The following is an 18,575-nucleotide window of genomic DNA, read 5'->3' as shown; positions in this document are numbered from 1 at the left end:
AAAGCGCCTGAAACAGGCTGGAGACTCTGATGCGGCTGCCGCGTTCCATATTTGCTTTGACATTGGCCTTTGCGGCTGCGGGCTGTTCCGATATCGGATTGCGCCACTTGGAAGCGCCCGGGCAGGGGCCGGACGAATTCTCGGTCCTGCCTGTCAAACCACTGACTCAGCCCAAGGATTACGCTTTTCTGCCTGCGCCCACTCTGGGTGGTGAGAACCTGACCGATCCGAACCCTAAGGCCGAAGCTGTCGTTGCCCTTGGCGGGAACGAATCTTCGCTGAATGCAAATACGGCCATCCCGTCCACGGACGCCGCCCTTGTGACGGCCTCCAGCCGGTATGGGGTTCCGGCAAATGCCCGGCAGGTGGTTGATGCCGAGGATGCAGAATTCCGCAGAAAGCAGAGCCGCCTGACGCGCTTGCGCTTGTTCAACGTGGATCGGTATTCGCAGGTCTACCGCCGCGAAACGTTGAATCCCGACCGTCAGAATGAGGCAGCACGCCAAGCCGGGATAGAAACACCTTCGGCGCCACCGGTAGATGAATAATCTTTAACTTTTCGTCATTGGCCTTGAACCCGCGTGGCGCCACCGTAGTTTGAACAGCATAAATCAAACGGAGGACGCCCTATGGTTCGGGCCCTGGCATTGTCGGCAGCCCTGATGGCCGCAACCCCTCTTGCTGCAAGCGAGGGGCACGAAGCGGTCACGACCTTTACGTTGGACAACGGCATGGATGTCGTCGTGATCGAGGATCACCGCGCCCCTGTTGTGCAGCATATGGTCTGGTATCGCGCAGGGTCAGCAGATGAGCCCGTGGGATCATCGGGCGTAGCGCATTTCCTGGAACACCTGCTGTTTAAAGGCACTGACACTTTGGCCCCGGGCGAATTTTCGGCCACTGTTGCGGCCAATGGCGGCACCGACAACGCGTTCACGTCGTACGACTACACTGCATATTTCCAAAGGGTTGCCGCCGACCGGCTGGAATTGATGATGCGGATGGAAGCGGATCGGATGCGCAATATTCGCCTGAGCGAAAATGATATTGTCACCGAACGCGACGTGATCCTTGAGGAACGCAACCAGCGCACCGACAACAGCCCGCGCGCCCTGTTCGGTGAACAGATGAGCGCGTCGCAGTATCTGAACCATCGCTACGGCGTGCCAATCATCGGCTGGCGCCACGAGATGGAAACGCTGGACATGGAGGACGCGCTGTCCTTCTACCAGACCCACTACGCGCCCAATAACGCCATTCTGGTCGTCACCGGTGATGTCGAACCTGACGAGGTCAAATCGCTGGCCGAGCAGTATTACGGCGTGATCCCCGCCAACCCTGACCTGCCAGAACGGGTCCGGTCGCAGGAACCGCCGCAAACGGCAGAACGCCGTCTGACATACAAAGACGCGCGCGTGTCGCAGCCCTATGTGCAGCGCAGCTATCTGGCACCCGAGCGTGATCCGGGCGAACAGGAAAAAGCGGCTGCTCTGTTTTTGTTGGCAGAACTGTTGGGCGGAAGCACGACATCCTACCTGAACGAAAAGCTGCAGTTCGAGCAGCAGAAGGTTGTCTACACCGGGGCGTTCTATCGGGGTGTCTCGCTGGATGATACGACCTTTGACCTGATCGTCGTCCCGGCTGCAGGCGTTTCCCTGCAAGAGGCCGAAGATGCAATGGATCAGGTGGTTGCCGACTTCATTGCTGAGGGTGTGAACGAAGAAGACCTTGACCGGATCAAGATGCAGCTGCGGGCGTCGCAGACCTATGCGCGCGACAATGTGGATGGGATTGGCAACCGCTATGGCCGCGCACTGACCAGCGGCCTGACAGTTGAGGACGTGCAGGCCTGGCCCGATATTCTGCAAGCTGTCACTGGGGATGAGATCATCGCCGCTGCCCGCGAGGTAATACAACCGGAAACATCGGTCACCGGCTGGCTAATGCGCGATGACGAGGTGACGCAATGAAACGGATATTCGCAACCCTGATCGCGTTCGTTGTCGCTCTGCCCGTGTGGGCCGATATCGAGATCGAAGAGGTTACTTCTCCTGGTGGTATCACCGCCTGGCTGGTCGAGGATCACTCGATCCCCTTCACCGCGCTGGAGCTGCGTTTTCGCGGCGGCACATCGCTGGATGACGCGGACAAACGCGGTGCGGTCTACCTGATGAGCGGCCTGATTGAGGAAGGCGCAGGTGACATGGATGCCCGCACCTATGCGCGTGAGCTGGAATCGCTGGCGGCCTCGTTCCGGTACGGTGCAACCGATGACTCGGTGTCGATCACCGCGCAGTTCCTGACCGAGAACCGGGACGACGTGATCGACTTGCTGCGCACCACCATTCACGAGCCGCGCTTTGATCAGGATGCAGTGGACCGGGTAAAGGCGCAGGTGTTGTCCGGCCTTAAATCCGATCAAACCGACCCGAATGACATTGCGGGTCGTAACTTTGCCCAAATGGCCTACGGCGATCACCCTTACGGCACCGAAGGTAAGGGTACGATCGAAAGCGTGACCGCCCTGACGCGCGATGACGTGGTCACCGCCTATCAGGATGTCTTTGTCCAAGACCGGATGTATGTCGGCGCAGTGGGTGACATCACCCCCGAAGAGCTGGGCGCGTTGCTGGATAAACTGCTGGCCGACCTGCCAAAAACTGGAAAGCCGATCCCTGAACGTGCCGATGTGTCCATCCCCGGTGGTGTTAGCGTTGTCGAGTTCGACACGCCGCAATCTGTGGCCCTGTTCGGACATGCCGGCATTGACCGCGATGATCCCGATTTCTTTGCCGCCTTTGTCCTGAACCACATCCTTGGCGGGGGCGGGTTTGAAAGCCGCCTGATGCAGGAAGTTAGAGAAAAGCGTGGCTTGACCTACGGAATCGGCACTTATCTGGTGCCCAAGGACCTGGCCTCGGTCTATCTGGGGTCCGTGTCGTCCAGCAATGATCGCATTGCCGAAGCGGTCGAGGTGATCCGCGACGAGTGGGCTCGTGCCGCGTCCGAAGGTGTAACCCAAAAAGAACTGGACGATGCCAAAACCTATCTGACGGGCGCTTACCCGCTGAGGTTTGATGGCAATGGCCAGATCGCGGGGATCATGGTCGGGATGCAGATGGAAGACCTGCCCATCGACTATATCGCCACCCGCAACGACAAGGTGAATGCGATCACGCTTGAAGAGATCAACCGGGTCGCCAGCGAATTGCTAGACCCTGATGGGCTCCACTTCACCATTGTCGGCAAGCCCGAGGGTCTGGATGGCTAAACCCGTTCAGGCCGCGACGGGCTGTTTCTGTGCCCGAAGCGTATGCTTGTTGCTGTTCAGAAGCTTTTGCCGCGCATGCCTGAAATGCGCGGCTTTGAGCGCATCGTCGATATAGCGGTTGCGGCGTAGCAGGCGGGACAGACGGAAATTGTTGAACACCAGGCAGGTTGTCGGCTCTGAGGCGATGACGGTGGCCGTTGCGGGTAGGCCAAGGCCGAATGTCAGCTCTCCTAGTGTCTCGTCCGAGCCGCAAGTATTGATGACCTGACCATTTTGAAGGATGGTTGTTCGCCCGCTCAGGACATAGCCAAGGAAATCTGTTGTTCTAGCTTCTTCGATCAGAATGTCGCCTTTGGCGAACTCCTGAACCGACGCAGTGTTCAATAGCTTTCGGGCATGATGCGGTTTCAGTGACCCAAGATGATGTGAGATGAACTGGCGCTCGGCTGCGGAAAAGCGAATGAGATGCCGCGAAAGGTATCCGCGCAGCAATCCGATGACCGAGATCGCGATATAGGCCATCTGTATGATCGAACCGGCAAGATTGAATTCTTCAACCATGCTGATCAGAACGCAGGTTGCAGCAACGATAACTAGAACCGGGTAGAGCACGCCATTGCCGCGGACTATGCCGATTTGCAGTAAAAAGTAGTTCAGAATGTAAAGGCCAGCCCCGGCTACGCCGATCACGGTGGCCAATTCGACAAACTCGGTAAATTCAAATGGACTATTCAGCATGTAAGGACCCACCCTCGCAATGAATGGGTCTTACGCTGTGCCAATTACGTGAAGCCGTAAATGAACAACCTCACAGGTTAATGGGTCTTATGAGCGTGCTTTCGCCTGCGCGCGCAACATTTGCCCCATCATCTGGCCGAACTTGCCCGAACCACGTTGGTACAACGCGCCATCGACGGCCAGAACCGTGCCGCTGATATAGCTAGCCAGATCAGAACTTAGGAACATACAGGCGTTCGCCACGTCCTGCGGCTGACCCCAACGGCCCAGGGGGACGTCCTTACGCAATGCTTCTCCGGCATCCGGCGTGGGGGCCAAACGCTTGGCCCCTTCAGTGCCTTCGATAAAGCCCGGCACGACCGAGTTCACGCGGATACCCTCGACACCCCATTCCATCGACAGGGTGCGGGTGATCTGATCAACGCCCGCCTTGGCGGCACAGACATGGGCCTGGCCTTCGTAAGGCAGGTAGGATTGCGGGGCCGAGATGTTGATGATGCTGGCACCCGGACGCTTGAGGAAAGGATAGGCCCCCTTCATCACGTGGATCGTGCCCATCAGGTCGATATCGATCACGGTCTTGAACGCATTGACCGACATCTCTGCCGCGAGCGCCGGAAAATTACCTGCTGCGCCCGACACCAAAACGTCGAAGTCACCGAATGCATCGTAGAACTGTTTGAGGCCCTCAGCGACTGCCTCCGGGTCACGTACATCGAAGGCCACACCGATGGCGTCTTGGGCCCCCGTAGCTTTCAGCGCAGCAACGGTGTCATCGACCTTGTCCTGCGACCGGCTGGCGACCGCCAGTTTGGCACCCGAGGCCGCAAAGGCCTCGGCAATGCCGCGATTGATACCGCTGGTTCCGCCGATGACGACGACGGTTTTTTCTGAAAAGTCCATGTAGGCCTCCCTTGGCGGGGAGCCCTACTCGCCGTAGGGCACCCAGATGTTTTTGACTTCGGTCGCAGCCTGCAGGAAGCGGCGGGAATGGTCCACGCCCCAATCGATTGCCGTCGCGTTATTCACCCAGGTCCGTTTCAGGTTCCCGGCCGAGACGACCTCGATCTCTTTTGACAGGTCGGTGGACGAGAAGGACCAGACTGCATCGACGTTCAGGTGCGAAGCCAGCGGTTTCGCCAGTTCCGCGTGGCTGCCGGTCAGGATGTTGACCGCGCCAGCGGGGACGTCCGACGTCTCGAGAATCTGGTAGAAATCAGTCGCTGCCAGCGGGTAGGGCTCCGAAGCCACCAGGACTGTCCGATTCCCCATCGCAATCGCCGGAGCCATAGCCGAGACCAGACCTAGCAGAGGCGCCTCGTCCGCACAAAGCGCACCGATTACACCAACGGACTCTTTCATAGCAATTGCCACGCCACGGATCGGAACGCCGTGCACCTGACCGTCATACTTGTCGGCCCAGGCGGCGGCGGTGAACAGGCGCTGGATTGAAGCCTCGACCTCTTTCGCGCCGTCCTTTTTGCCGATCATTGCGTCGATGCGAGCGGCAAACTCGTCGGCGCGGGCCGAGAGGTTTTCGCCGATGTAATACAGGATCTGTGCCCGCAGATGGCCGGTGGTCTTGGACCATCCATTGGCCCCTGCCGCAGCTTCAACCGCATTGCGGACGTCCTTGCGATTGGCGAGGCCCACGTGGCCCAACAGCCCGGATTTACCCCAGACGGGTTTCGAATAGCCGCTATCGGGCCGTGCCTGCTTGCCTCCGACATACATCTTGGCGGTACGGTCAATCGGATCGACCGGAGAGCCCTCGCCGATGGCCGCTTCGACCTTCGCCAACGGCTTAGCTTTGCCTTTGAGCCTGGTATAGGCCGTCAGCCCTTCCCAGCCGCCTTCACGGCCAAAGCCGCTTTCGCGCACGCCGCCGAAACCAGCGGCCGCATCAAACAGATTGGTGGCATTAACCCAGACGACACCCGCAACCAGCTTGGGCGCGATATCCAGTGCAAGGTTTACATTCTCGGTCCACACGGTCGCAGCCAACCCGTAACGGGTGTTGTTGGCCAGCTCCACCGCCTCTTCCGGCGTGCGGAAGGTTGAGGACACCAGCACCGGGCCAAAGATTTCTTCCTGCATCAGCGGGTCGGAAGTTTCGAGGCCCGAGATCAGCGTGGGTGGGTAATAACATCCGTTCGCAGGCAGATCGCACGCGGCTTGGTGCACGTGACCAGCGGTGTTGCTTTCGACCATGCTTTTGATGGTTTGCAGTTGGACCGGGTCAACAACCGCGCCCACATCGATGCACTTATCCAGCGGATCGCCAATACGCAGCGAGTCCATCCGTGCGCGCAGCTTCTCGTGGAAACGGTCGGTGATTCCTTCTTGAACCAACAGGCGCGAACCGGCGCAGCAGACCTGACCCTGATTGAACCAGATCGCATCGACCAGACCTTCGATAGCACTGTCGATATCGGCATCATCAAAGACGACGTAGGCCGACTTGCCGCCCAGTTCCAATGTCAGTTCCTTGCCCGACCCTGCAGTCGCTTCACGGATACGGCGGCCCACAACGGTCGAGCCGGTAAAGGCGATCTTGTCCACGTCCGCGTTCACGATCATCTCGCCCACGGCGCCGTCACCAGTGACGATGTTGACTACGCCTTTGGGCAGCCCGGCCTGTGTGCAAATGTCAGCAAACAAAAGTGCGGTCAGCGAAGTGTACTCGGCTGGCTTCAGAACCACGGTGTTGCCCATCGCAAGTGCCGGCGCAATCTTCCACGCCAGCATCAGCAACGGGAAGTTCCACGGGATGATCTGCCCGCAGACGCCCAACGCCTCAGCATCGGGCAGTTCGCTTTCCATCAGCTGCGCCATGCCCGCGTGGTAGTAGAAATGTCGCTGCGCCAACGGGATGTCGATGTCGCGTGATTCACGGATCGGCTTGCCGTTGTCGAGGCTCTCAAGCACTGCAAACAGGCGCGAATGCTTCTGCAACAGGCGGGCGATGGCATAGAGGTACCGCGCACGGGCTGCACCGCCCAGCTTCTCCCATTTCGGTTGCGCCTTTCGGGCGGCAGAAACGGCAGCATCCACATCGGCCTGTTTGGCCTGCGTCAGCTTGGCCAAAACCTCTCCGGTCGCCGGGTTGCGGCTGTCGAACCCTTTGCCGGGTTTGGTGAACGCACCATCGATATAGTGACCGAACTTGTCGCCCTGATCGACCAGCCAGGCCAGAGCCTCGGCGGCACTTTCGGGGGCAGGGCCGTAATCCATGGTTTCGAATATCTCTTTGACTGTCATTGCTTTTGTCCTCAGCCCATGGAGTGACGGTAACCGGCGGAGTATGCGCCAGTTACATAGTGTTCCAACTGCCGCTCGATATCGCCCAACAAGGACGACGCGCCAAAACGGAACAAGTCCGGCTCCAGCCAGCGGTCGCCCAGTTCGTCCTTGATCAGCGACAAATAAACCAGCGCGTCCTTGGCCTTGGAAATGCCGCCTGCCGGTTTATAGCCGACCCGGTATCCGGTGCGGTCATAATAGTCGCGGATCGCGCGGATCATGACCAGCGAAACCGGCAAGGTGGCGTTGACGCTCTCCTTGCCGGTCGAGGTCTTGATGAAATCCGCCCCGGCCATCATGCAAACCAGCGAAGCACGCGCGACGTTGCGCAGGCTGCCCAGCTCTCCGGTGGCGAGGATGGCTTTGACATGTGCATCGCCGCAGGCCACGCGGAACGCCTTCATCTCGTCATACAAGGCTTGCCAGTCGCCCGACAGCACGTGACGGCGCGAGATCACGATGTCGATCTCTTCGGCGCCGGCTTTCACACTTTCTTCGATCTCGGCCACGCGCAGATGGAATGGCGACAAGCCAGCAGGGAAGCCGGTCGAAACTGCCGCAACCGGAATGCCGGTGCCAAGCAGCGCATCCACTGCCGTTTCGATCATGTCGTGATAGACGCAAACGGCCCCGGTTGTGATAGGCGGCATATCCAGCGCCTTCAGAACCGAAGGTGCAACGGGTTGCCGTGCCTTGGCACACAGACGGCGGACTCGACCAACCGTGTCGTCACCCGACAGGGTGGTCAGGTCGATCATCGTGACCGCCTTTAACAGCCATGCGGCCTGATATTCTTTTTTGACGGACCGACGACCGGGCAGGGTCGCGGCGCGGCGTTCAATGGCCGAAGTATTGACCTGCACGGCGCGTACCCAGTCCAGATCAAGATCCATACCGGGGTTTCTGGGCTCGGTCACTTGCGGCAGATGCGCGGTGCGCACGGGGCTTTCTGAGCTCTGCGTTTCCATCTTCACATCCTTTGGGAGGTTTGCGCCAAATTCGCACGGCTTGGCGCTAATTGGAAGGCATAGCGGCCTTGCGTGTGCAATTTTTTTGACCAAATGGACAAATTTGAGGTTTTCTTGCGAATAATTCGCAATAGCGTTGACTTAGTTGCGAATGGTTCGCATATTCATTCTCAAGAGGATACCTAAATGGGGTCAGAAATGATTCGTCGTAGTTTTCTTGCGGTTATGGCTTTTGCCGCCGCTTTGCCCCTCGCGGCATGGGCCGAGGCGCCGCTGAAGGTTGTTGCCACCACGGGCATGATCGCTGATGCGGCACGTCAGATCGGTGGCGATCAGGTTGAGGTCAAGGGCTTGATGGGCCCGGGCGTCGACCCGCATGCCTATCGTCAGACCCGCAGCGACATCGTTGCTATGACCCGGGCGGATCTGATCCTGTGGCACGGTCTTTACCTTGAAGCGCAGATGGAAGACTTCTTCCATGATCTCGGACGTAAACGTCCAGTCGTGGCTGTGGCCGAAGGTGTCGATAAGTCCAAACTGCGCGCGCATGACGACTATGCCGATAAGTATGACCCGCATGTATGGATGAGCCCGGCAGTTTGGCGCGATGTGGTGGTCGAGGTTCAAGAAGCCCTGACAGAGGCCCGCCCCGAGGCTGCTGATTTTTTCGCCGCGAACGCGCAGACACATCTGGCCGAGATTGATCAGTTGGAAGCCTACGGCAAACAAGTGCTGGCCGACGTACCGGAAAACAACCGTGTGCTTGTAACGGCGCATGACGCCTTTGGCTATTTCGGTGAGGAATACGGCTATGAGGTGCTTGGTATACAGGGCATCTCGACCCAGTCCGAAGCCGGTCTGAACCGGATTGGCGAGCTGGTCGATACCTTGGTGGATCAGCAGCTGACGGCAGTCTTCGTGGAAAGCTCGGTTTCTGATCGGTCCATGCGCGCGCTGATCGAAGGGGCCGCGGCCAAAGGCCATGATGTTGGCATCGGCGGAGAGCTGTATTCCGACGCAATGGGTGAACCGGGCACCTATGAAGGCACGTATATCGGGATGCTGGATCACAACATCTCTGTGATTGCCGGAGCGCTGGGCGCAGACGTGCCCGAACGCGGCATGAACGGCAAATTGTCGGCGGGGTCTTGAACGATGCTGTCGCTGGCTGCGCATCAGGGTGCTTCGGTTGCTGAAAAAATTACAAAGGACTGCCCGCTGGCCATTCGCGGCCTGACTGTCTCATACGGTCAGAAACCTGCCGTGTTTTCGGTGGATATGACCGTGCAACCCGGCGCGATGACGGCGATCATCGGCCCGAACGGGGCGGGGAAGTCTACGCTTCTGAAGGCGGCGCTGGGCATCGTTTCGCCCCTGTCCGGGCAGGTGTCCGTCTTTGGTGAACCGCTGGAGAAACAGCGTGCACGAATTGCCTATGTGCCGCAACGCGCAAGCGTCGACTGGGATTTTCCGACGCGCGTGATTGATGTTGTGTTGATGGGTCTGTCCCGCGAGCTGGGCTTGCTGGGTCGTGTCCGTGCCCGGCATATGTCCCGGGCCATGGACTGTCTTAACCGGGTCGGGATGCGCGATTTTGCCGATCGTCAGATTGGTCAATTGTCCGGTGGCCAGCAACAGCGCGTTTTTCTTGCCCGTGCTCTGGCGCAGGATGCTGATCTTTACCTGTTGGATGAGCCATTCGCAGGTGTCGATGCAGCGACGGAAAAAGCAATCATCGCAGTGCTGAAGTCGCTGAAAGAGGCGGGCAAGACCGTCGTGGTCGTGCATCACGATCTGGCCACCGTGACTGATTATTTCGACCATGTATTCTTGATCAATACCCGCAAAGTGGCCGAGGGAACTGTGGCCGAGGCCTTTACCGCCGAAACCCTGCAATCGGCGTATGGCGGCCGTTTGGCCACTGCGCAGATCGACCAGATTTCGCGCGCATTGGGGTAAATCATGCTTTGGGATGCTCTGACCCTGCAGCTGGGCTATAACGCCACGCTGGTCGCGATTGGTGCGACCTTGCTGGGTATATCCGCTGGTGTGACTGGCACGTTTCTTTTCCTGCGCAAACGCGCGCTGGTCAGCGACGCAATCAGCCACGCAACTCTGCCCGGCGTCTGTCTTGGGTTCATGGTTTTGGTCGCCCTTGGTGGCGATGGGCGCAATCTGATCGGTCTGCTGGCCGGATCGGCCGTGTCGGCCTGGGTCGGTTTGCTTTGCATGAATTGGCTGACACGCCACACACGACTGGCCGAGGATGCCGCCATTGGTGCCATCCTGTCGGTGTTCTTCGGCCTTGGCATCGTGCTGTTGACCGTGATCCAGACCATGGGCGTCGGTCGTCAGGCCGGGCTGGAAGGGTTCCTGCTTGGCTCGACCGCAGGGATGTTGTGGGCCGATGCGCTGGTCATCGCAATCGGTGGGGCAGCGACGCTGTTGCTGGTCATGATCATCCGCCGACCTATGACCATGGTGGCTTTCGACCCGGAATACGCCGCTGCCCGGGGGCTGCCGGTGCACCGGATTGATCTGGCGATGATGGGGCTGGTCATGGCGGTTACCGTGGTGGGCCTGAAAATTGTCGGGCTAATCCTGATTGTGGCGCTGCTGATCATCCCACCTGTCACGGCGCGGTTCTGGACGGACCGCTCGGACCGCGTGGTGCTGCTGGCTGGCCTGGCCGGAGGGTTGGCGGGCTATCTGGGGGCGGCGATGTCGGCCTCGGCCCCCAATTTGCCCACCGGCCCGATCATTGTTCTGGTCAGCTTTGGCTTTTTCGCACTGTCCCTGTTACTTGCGCCTGTTCGGGGTGTTCTGGCAGCGGTTCTGCGGCAACTGCGGTTCCAGCGTCGGGTTCACATTCGGCAGGGTCTGCTGGCACTGGCGCAAGGGCAAAAGATCTATGAGCCGTTGACCTTGCGCCTGTTGCGGCGTGCCGGTTTTGCGCGGGCAGATGGCGTGGCCACCGAAATCGGCAAAACCCGGGCTGCCAAGGCGCTGCGGGATGAAAAGCGCTGGGAAATCGTCAGGGCCGATCAGATGCATGAGGCAACGGCAGCGCTCTATGACGGGTTGCGGGACATCGAAACCGTCCTGACCCAAGATCAGATCGCCGAGATCGACCGCCAGATCGGCGGCCCGCAGGAGGTTCCGGCATGAACGGTGAAGAATTCGTACCCCTGTCTTTGACACCCTTGCTGATCGGCACGTTTGCCGCCATCGCTTGCGCTTTGCCCGGGAACTTCCTGGTCCTGCGCAAACAGGCCCTGATCGGGGATGCGATCAGCCATGTGGTGCTGCCGGGTATTGTCGTGGCCTTTCTGCTGACCGGAACGATTTCAACCTGGCCAATGATGCTGGGCGCCGCGGGTGCGGCGGTGGTGGCCGTGGTTCTGATCGAAGCCGTCAGGCGGCTGGGGCAGATCGAGGCGGGTGCCGCGATGGGGGTGGTTTTCACCACGATGTTTGCTGCTGGTGTGCTGCTGTTGGAACAAACCGATACCTCGACCGTGCACTTGGATGTTGAACATGCGCTGTATGGCAATCTGGAAAGCCTGATCTGGTTGGACGCTGTGGGCTGGTCTTCGGTGTTGGATCCTGTGGCGCTGGCGGGGTTGCCGCCGGAATTGCCTCGGATTGCGCTGACTTTGCTGGGGGTATCTGTCTTTGTATGGCTGTTCTGGCGGCCGCTGAAAATTTCCACCTTTGACGAAGGGTTCGCGCGCACCATTGGTGTCCGGACCGGAGTTCTGGGCATGGCCCTTGTGATCACGGCAGCTATTGCCGCCGTGGCGGCATTTGACGCCGTGGGTTCGATCATTGTGATTGCCATGTTTATCTGTCCCCCGGCGGCGGCGCGCATGATGACCAACCGGCTCGAAACCCAGATCGCGTGGAGCATCGTCTTTGCCATCCTGTCGGCTGTCTCCGGGTACGTGCTGGCTGGATATGGTCCGCTCTGGCTGGGGGCGGCGGACGCAGTCAGCGCAGCGGGCATGATCGCAACGATGTCTGGTCTGATCCTTGCGTTTGCGGCTTTGTGGGGGCCATGCCGGACCCGGGCGAGTGCACCCGGGACCGCGTGACCCGGCATTTTCCCGCCGCTGGGCCTTGTGCGGTATCGGCCAAACTTCGCCACCCGACTTGAGGCCCAGAGAGTCTTCGCATCGTGAAACCGTATTCGTGGTATGAATTGATCCATTGATTATTGGATGACCACCACTCACTCCGGATCGTTCGAGCAATCGCGCCCAGACTGGCCGCAAGTCTAGGCTGGCACGGTGCGATTGTTCGAACGCCCCCTCCTCACATTAAATGCAAGCCAAAGCTGTGGCAGAATCGTGCGCGAATGTGCTAGGTCTGGTGGTATGGCGCAGGCACACCCCAATATCAGCGAAAATCGACCGGTCATCCGGCAACTTGACGACGCAGCGATCAACCGTATTGCGGCAGGCGAGGTTGTTGAACGTCCGGCTTCTGCAGTCAAGGAATTGGTGGAAAATGCCATCGACGCAGGCGCAACCCGCGTCGCGATCGACATTGCCGATGGGGGTAAGACGCTGATTCGCGTCACCGATGATGGCTGTGGGATTGCTGCTGAGGATCTGCCATTGGCCTTGTCGCGCCATGCGACTTCGAAAATCGACGGGTCTGATCTGCTGAATATCCACACCTTCGGGTTTCGGGGTGAGGCGCTGCCATCGCTCGGCGCCGTCGGGCGCCTGACCATTACCAGCCGGGTGCTGGGGGGCGAGGCGGCTTCGGTCCATGTGGCGGGTGGTCGGATCGAGGCGGTGAAACCTGCCGCCTTACGTGCTGGCACAGTGGTCGAACTGCGCGATCTCTTTTTCGCAACGCCTGCGCGATTGAAATTTATGCGCACCGACCGGGCCGAAGCCCAGGCAATCTCCGACACCGTCAAAAGGCTGGCCATGGCCGAGCCTGCGGTGACTTTCACTTTGCGTGACGTCTCTGGTGGTGGAGAGGGGCGCGTGACCTTCCGCGCTGACCGCGAAAATGGTGATCTGTTCGACGCGCTTCACGCCCGGCTGGCCCGCGTGATCGGGCGCGAGTTTGCTGAAAATGCCCTGCAGATCGATGCCACGCGCGAGGGGATCCGGTTGTACGGTTACGCCGCCTTGCCGACCTATTCGCGCGGTGCGGCGGTGGCGCAGTATCTGTTCGTCAATGGTCGTCCTGTGCGCGACAAGATGCTGACGGGCGCGCTGCGGGCGGCCTATTTCGATTTTCTCAGCCGGGATCGTCATCCGGCAGCAGCATTGTTTATCGATTGCGATCCGACTTTGGTCGACGTGAATGTGCATCCGGCAAAGTCCGAGGTCCGGTTCCGCGATCCGGGCGTCGCGCGTGGGTTGATCGTCTCGGCCCTGAGGCACGCGCTGGCCGAGGCAGGGCACAGGGCCTCCTCCACAGTGGCCAATGCGACACTGGGCGCGATGCGTCCGGAACCCGAACAACCTGCGCCAGCACGCGTCTATCAGATGGACCGACCCTCGCCATCTGCACGGCAGGCGGCGTATCAAGCGCAGGCGCCGGGGTTTGCCGAGCTGTCACAAGATTACAGCGGCAACGTGGTCGAGCCGGCCCCTGTGCCAACCGCCGAGGCTCCGGTCGAAGACCTGCCTTTGGGCGCGGCACGTGGGCAGGTACATGAAAACTACATCATCGCACAAACCGCAGACGGTATGGTGATCGTCGATCAACATGCGGCACATGAGCGGCTGGTTTATGAAAAGCTCAAAAAACAGATGGCCGAGAATGGGGTTGCTGCGCAGGCGCTTTTGATCCCGGAAATTGTTGAACTGTCCGACAGCGATTGCGCGCGCTTGATGCAGGTGGCTGATGATTTGACGAACCTGGGGCTGACCATTGAACCTTTCGGCGGCGGTGCCATCGCGGTGCGTGAAACTCCTGCCATTCTGGGAGAGGTGGACGCGCGGGCGATGATCCTCGATATCCTCGACGAACTGGCCGATCAGGGCGAAAGCCAGACCGTGCAGGCGCGGATTGAGGCGATTCTCAGCCGGGTGGCCTGTCATGGGTCGGTCCGGTCGGGTCGCCGTATGCGGGCCGAAGAAATGAACGCCCTTCTACGGGAAATGGAGGCCACGCCCCATTCCGGTCAGTGCAACCACGGGCGGCCGACTTATGTGGAATTGAAGCTGAGCGATATCGAGCGATTGTTCGGCCGCAGTTGATCCATTGGCTTGGTTGGGCTATGGAGAATAAAACAAGAACACCCGAGGCGACATGATCGAGATTGCAGGAACCCAATATGCGTTGAACGACCCCGTGATCCTGACCGTGGGCGGGGTTGTTACGCTGATCCTGCTGTTGCTGTTTTTGTCGCTGCGCGCAGCCAACCGGTCGGCCCGGATGGCGGAACCTCTGTCCCGCCAGATGGCGCATCTTGGCCAGCATGTGCAGCAATTGGGGCAGGGGCAGGAACAATTGCGCGGCGGATTGCAGCATGTTTCGGACACGCAGGCCAATGCGCAGGTGCAGGTGATCCAAACGGTTGAAACCCGTCTGTCCTCGGTCCAGCAGCAGATGAATGACCGGCTGGCGGATAACGCGATGAAATCGGCGCGTGCTTTGGCCGAGATGCAGGAGCGGATGAAGGAATCCCTGCATGGATCATCCAAACAAACCGCGACATCGCTAACGCAGTTGCAGGAACGTTTGGCCGCCATCGACAAGGCGCAGGACAATATCACAAAACTGTCGGGCGACGTGCTGTCTTTGCAGGATATCCTGTCGAACAAGCAAACGCGTGGTGCTTTCGGAGAGATTCAGCTGAATGATATCGTCTCTAAGGCGCTGCCTTCGGATAGTTTCCAGCTGCAGGCAACCCTGTCGAATGGACGGCGCGCAGATTGCCTGATCAACCTCCCGAACCCTCCAGGACCGATTGTCATCGACAGCAAGTTCCCGTTGGAGGCCTATGAGGCGCTGATCGGTTCGACCAATGACATGGAGTTGAAGGCGGCGGTTCAGATGTTCCGCAGCACGGTGCGCAAGCACATTACAGATATTTCCGAGAAGTACATTCTGGACGGTGAAACGGCAGATGGAGCACTGATGTTCCTGCCGTCCGAGGCGGTCTATGCCGAACTTCATGCCAAATTTCCTGAACTGGTGCAGGAGAGTTTCACCAAACGCGTGTGGATCGTCTCACCCACCACCTGCATGGCGACACTAAACACGATGCGTGCGATCCTCAAAGACGCGCGGATGCGGGAACAAGCTGGGGCGATCCGCAAAGAACTGGGTTTGCTGCACAAGGATGTTGAGCGTTTGGGTGATCGGGTCGGCAATCTGGACCGCCATTTCGGGCAGGCGGCCAAGGATATCTCGGAAATCAAGATCAGCGCGGAAAAGGCTGGCCGCCGGGCTCAGCGGTTGGATAACTTCGATTTCGAGGAACTGGCGCCTGACGATCAGACCAACGTTGTGCCTCTGGGCCAGTCCGAAGGCTAGGCATTACTGGATTGACAGATCCAGATTGTAGCCGACCGTCTTGTCCGTATCGCGGTCATTGCCCATCAGGTAGACCCGGATCGTGTAGTCTCCATCCTCAGGCAATTCGATGCGCGCGGTATTCCCGTCGATCGAGCCGTTGTAGATCGCGAAACCATCACTGTCCGGCGGCAGGATGTTGAAGTAGATCACGCCATAGCCATTTGTGTCGCTTACCTTCAGGTCGGCGAACATCTCTTGCCCGGCCTTTGCACCCAACTTGTAGTCGAAGTACTCGTTTCCAGTGACGGTACCATTGACCATTGTCCCGAAATTTCCCGGTTCGAACTTCACGTCAGCGACCAACTGGGCAGAAGCGACAGATGAATAACCCATAAGGGCAAGAATAAAGAACATAGTCCGGATCATTTCAAATGCCTCCAACAATCAGCTTGCAGGGCAGGGTACCACATGAGCGCTGATTGCGTCAGATCTTCAGGAACGGTTGGAACAGACGCGGCATCAGCTTGTTGAATTTCAGCGGCGCGTCAGTGACCGCCAGGCAGATGCAATCCTCGGTGATGTCGGCTGTCGGCGTATGGTGCAGGTCTTCATCTGCAATTTCGACATCGCCACGGGCGAAATGGTCGACTTCATCCGAAAACGCGCCCTGCAGAACCATTGTCAGCTCTACACCATTATGGCTGTGATCCGGAACTGCGGTGCCCGCCGGAATGAACAGCAACCGAGCTGTTGCATCACCGGTCGTCGGCAGGATCGCCTGCTTGACCCCCATGCCGATTGGTCGCCAGCGGATGTCGTTCACATCGCCGCCAACGTAATCCTGCAACGGGCTTGGCAAAACCGAGCAGCCGGCTCGCCTAGGTTTGGCAATCGGCGCACCGTTTGCGATCAAAGCCATCGTTTCCGCAAGTGCCTTGTCGTTCATCGCAACGGTCTCGTCCTGTTCTTCCAGGACATATCCGCCAACGGCGTCAAAGCTTTCGGCCTGAGCACGACATTGATTGCACATGGAAAGATGTGTCGCGACCATCAGGTCGAAAGCCTCGGGCAGAGTGCCTGCGGCGTAAGCCATCAGCAGGTCGTCTGTCAGGTGATGTTTGATTTTATTGCTCATATCCGTCATCTCAATTCATCGCATGGCGCAAGCGGTCCAGCGCCAGCCGTATCCGTGATTTGATCGTTCCCAGTGGCAATCCAGTCTGAGAAGCGATTTCTCGATGGCTCAGATCGCCAAAATAGGCTTTCTCGATCAGTTGTCTTTGCGCCTCTGGCAGCGCGGTCATCGCGTTGCGCAGCTGCGCGGTTTCCTGTTGCAGCACGAGTATGTCGTCCTGCTCCGGTTCAGCCTCGGGTCCCCATCCCAGTTCTTCGGGCTCGGGGCGGCGTTGTTTGCGCAGGACGTCGATTCGCTTGTTCCGGGCGATCGTGAACACCCATGTGGCCACGGTTGCCCGCGTGGGGTCGAACAAATGTGACTTGTGCCACAGCGTGACCATGACCTCTTGAGCGCACTCTTCGGCCATGGCCGCATCTGAGCCCGACTTGATCAGGAACGCCTTGATCCGCGGCGCGAAGTGCTGAAACAACTCAGCAAACGCTGCCTGATCCTGTGCGTCCCTTATGCGTCTGACGTGGTCCACCCACTCAGCTCGTTTGTCACAACTGTCTTGCGCTCGGTTCACCGGTTTTCCCTTGATGCGTTTCTTTGCGCGCCACGGTTTCTGTGAAGGCCTGCTGGCCACCGGTTCATCCAAGGTCGCGGTATCGATCTCGGTAAACATAACAACATTACGCGGTAAGCCCCAAGCTGGATCACATTGTGATGCGATTTTAATCCGAACCGGACCAGGTTTCGTATGATAAGTATCTATATATCGAAGAAAACTGCGCGTTTGAACGGCTTGCAGGCGAATTGGAACACTGACGAGAATGAACAGGATCGACCATATTTCAGGCCATACTTACCACGGTCGAAAAGGCGGGATCGAGAATGCGTTTCGGTATTCCATCGATTACATCTTGATGGACCCCGAAGCCCGGCCTGACACACCGCTTTTGTTTTCGATGAACCGCGTAAACGCGATGTATTGGCGAGATCGTGACCATGGCGGTGAACCCGGCAATGGGAAGGGTGCGGCGTGGTTGCGAGCCAAATTCAACGAAATGGGTGTGACGCAACCTGCAAGACTTGAGTTGCTGACGCAGCCACGGGTGCTGGGGCATGTCTTCAATCCGGTCAGCTTCTGGTTCTGTTTCGATGCCGATGAACAACTATATGCGGTGGTAGCAGAGGTTACGAACACTTACGGCACGCGCCACAGCTATCTGTGCAACAATCCCGGGTTTGCCCCGATCCAGCCGACTGATCGCATCGTTGCGGACAAGCTGATGCATGTCTCACCGTTTCAAAAGATCGAAGGGACGTATGAGTTCCGGTTCGACCATCGCCCCGAGCGTATCGGCGTCTGGATTGACTATGGTCGAAAAGCGGGTGGATTGATTGCCACCCTGACCGGACCGCGTGCACCGCTGTCCAACCGGGCGATCGTGTGGTCGTTGCTGCGGCGCCCCTTCGGTGCGCGGCGTGCGTTTTTCCTGATTATCTGGCAGGCGATCAAACTTAAGATCAAAAAGGCCCGGTTTGTCCCGTTCCGAACCGCCCCTGTGCCCGATCGGCCGATATCTCGCAGTCGCAAGCCTTAGCGCTTAGGTCTTTGCTTAAGATCAAAGACTCAGCCCCCTCCTCATGGTTGTGGTATTATTGAAACCGCGAATACGAGGAG

17 protein-coding genes are annotated in these 18,575 nt (G+C 58.8%); 10 read left to right on the top strand and 7 right to left on the bottom strand.

The genetic code is table 11. The features are described 5' to 3' along the window. Nucleotides 1-29 precede the first annotated feature (29 nt). The 3 genes from AC2FD9_RS07335 to AC2FD9_RS07325 all read left to right on the top strand — a co-directional run bounded on the left by AC2FD9_RS07335 (nucleotide 30) and on the right by AC2FD9_RS07325 (nucleotide 3,271). Nucleotides 30-548, top strand: coding sequence for a DUF3035 domain-containing protein (locus AC2FD9_RS07335; protein WP_109313574.1), 519 nt, complete (start codon nucleotides 30-32; stop codon nucleotides 546-548). 81 nt (nucleotides 549-629) lie between these two features. Continuing rightward, on the top strand, nucleotides 630-1,970 hold the full coding sequence (locus AC2FD9_RS07330) for a M16 family metallopeptidase (RefSeq protein WP_282170221.1): 1,341 nt from the start codon (nucleotides 630-632) through the stop codon (nucleotides 1,968-1,970). Beyond that, nucleotides 1,967-3,271, top strand: coding sequence for a M16 family metallopeptidase (locus tag AC2FD9_RS07325; RefSeq protein WP_282170222.1), 1,305 nt, complete (start codon nucleotides 1,967-1,969; stop codon nucleotides 3,269-3,271). The genes AC2FD9_RS07330 and AC2FD9_RS07325 overlap by 4 nt, the downstream gene beginning before the upstream one ends. Nucleotides 3,272-3,277: 6 nt before the next feature. Here the strand turns inward: AC2FD9_RS07325 and AC2FD9_RS07320 are convergent, their stop codons facing one another. The 4 genes from AC2FD9_RS07320 to deoC form a co-directional block, all read right to left on the bottom strand. Beyond that, on the bottom strand, nucleotides 3,278-4,009 hold the full coding sequence (locus AC2FD9_RS07320) for a cyclic nucleotide-binding domain-containing protein (protein WP_496836121.1): 732 nt from the start codon (nucleotides 4,007-4,009) through the stop codon (nucleotides 3,278-3,280). Nucleotides 4,010-4,096: 87 nt separating this feature from the next. Further along, nucleotides 4,097-4,912 (bottom strand): SDR family oxidoreductase, encoded by an 816-nt coding sequence (locus AC2FD9_RS07315; protein ID WP_496836119.1) that lies wholly within the window; start codon nucleotides 4,910-4,912, stop codon nucleotides 4,097-4,099. Between the two features lie 24 nt (nucleotides 4,913-4,936). Continuing rightward, the gene (locus AC2FD9_RS07310; RefSeq protein ID WP_496836117.1) at nucleotides 4,937-7,270 is read right to left on the bottom strand and encodes an aldehyde dehydrogenase family protein; all 2,334 of its coding nucleotides are present in this window, start codon (nucleotides 7,268-7,270) and stop codon (nucleotides 4,937-4,939) included. An 11-nt stretch (nucleotides 7,271-7,281) separates the two neighbouring features. Beyond that, complete coding sequence (gene deoC / locus AC2FD9_RS07305; RefSeq protein WP_496755334.1) at nucleotides 7,282-8,280, bottom strand: deoxyribose-phosphate aldolase; 999 nt, start codon at nucleotides 8,278-8,280, stop codon at nucleotides 7,282-7,284. Between the two features lie 198 nt (nucleotides 8,281-8,478). Here deoC and AC2FD9_RS07300 point away from each other — a divergent pair, with 198 nt between their 5' ends. The 6 genes from AC2FD9_RS07300 (at nucleotide 8,479) to AC2FD9_RS07275 (ending at nucleotide 15,789) form a co-directional block, all read left to right on the top strand. Beyond that, entirely contained in the window at nucleotides 8,479-9,432 is a 954-nt protein-coding gene (locus tag AC2FD9_RS07300) for a metal ABC transporter solute-binding protein, Zn/Mn family (protein ID WP_472724640.1), read from the top strand. A gap of 3 nt (nucleotides 9,433-9,435) precedes the next feature. Further along, on the top strand, nucleotides 9,436-10,239 hold the full coding sequence (locus AC2FD9_RS07295; RefSeq protein WP_058274943.1) for a metal ABC transporter ATP-binding protein: 804 nt from the start codon (nucleotides 9,436-9,438) through the stop codon (nucleotides 10,237-10,239). Between the two features lie 3 nt (nucleotides 10,240-10,242). Then, nucleotides 10,243-11,448: a metal ABC transporter permease gene (locus AC2FD9_RS07290; RefSeq protein WP_282152341.1), complete on the top strand. Its 1,206-nt coding sequence runs from the start codon at nucleotides 10,243-10,245 to the stop codon at nucleotides 11,446-11,448. Further along, a complete protein-coding gene (locus tag AC2FD9_RS07285) occupies nucleotides 11,445-12,374 on the top strand; it encodes a metal ABC transporter permease (RefSeq protein ID WP_496836116.1) in 930 nt (309 codons plus the stop codon). Before AC2FD9_RS07290 ends, AC2FD9_RS07285 begins: the two co-directional genes overlap by 4 nt. A 282-nt stretch (nucleotides 12,375-12,656) precedes the next feature. Then, the gene (gene mutL, locus AC2FD9_RS07280; protein WP_496836114.1) at nucleotides 12,657-14,507 is read left to right on the top strand and encodes a DNA mismatch repair endonuclease MutL; all 1,851 of its coding nucleotides are present in this window, start codon (nucleotides 12,657-12,659) and stop codon (nucleotides 14,505-14,507) included. 52 nt (nucleotides 14,508-14,559) lie between these two features. Then, nucleotides 14,560-15,789, top strand: coding sequence for a DNA recombination protein RmuC (locus AC2FD9_RS07275; RefSeq protein ID WP_282119539.1), 1,230 nt, complete (start codon nucleotides 14,560-14,562; stop codon nucleotides 15,787-15,789). 3 nt (nucleotides 15,790-15,792) lie between these two features. Here AC2FD9_RS07275 and AC2FD9_RS07270 read toward each other — a convergent pair whose 3' ends face one another. The 3 genes from AC2FD9_RS07270 to AC2FD9_RS07260 all read right to left on the bottom strand — a co-directional run bounded on the left by AC2FD9_RS07270 (nucleotide 15,793) and on the right by AC2FD9_RS07260 (nucleotide 17,573). Next, nucleotides 15,793-16,185 (bottom strand): hypothetical protein, encoded by a 393-nt coding sequence (locus AC2FD9_RS07270; RefSeq protein ID WP_496836112.1) that lies wholly within the window; start codon nucleotides 16,183-16,185, stop codon nucleotides 15,793-15,795. A 70-nt stretch (nucleotides 16,186-16,255) separates the two neighbouring features. Continuing rightward, nucleotides 16,256-16,906 (bottom strand): ChrR family anti-sigma-E factor, encoded by a 651-nt coding sequence (locus AC2FD9_RS07265; protein WP_496836110.1) that lies wholly within the window; start codon nucleotides 16,904-16,906, stop codon nucleotides 16,256-16,258. Between the two features lie 10 nt (nucleotides 16,907-16,916). After that, nucleotides 16,917-17,573 carry a sigma-70 family RNA polymerase sigma factor gene (locus tag AC2FD9_RS07260; RefSeq protein WP_282119536.1) on the bottom strand — a complete coding sequence of 219 codons (657 nt, stop codon included), beginning with the start codon at nucleotides 17,571-17,573 and terminating at the stop codon, nucleotides 16,917-16,919. A gap of 148 nt (nucleotides 17,574-17,721) precedes the next feature. Here AC2FD9_RS07260 and AC2FD9_RS07255 point away from each other — a divergent pair, with 148 nt between their 5' ends. Then, nucleotides 17,722-18,495: a DUF1365 domain-containing protein gene (locus AC2FD9_RS07255; RefSeq protein ID WP_496836109.1), complete on the top strand. Its 774-nt coding sequence runs from the start codon at nucleotides 17,722-17,724 to the stop codon at nucleotides 18,493-18,495. Nucleotides 18,496-18,575: the final 80 nt, after the last annotated feature.

Source organism: Ruegeria sp. YTSC230, assembly GCF_059609665.1.
This window is presented reverse-complemented; position numbering and strand designations above follow the sequence as displayed.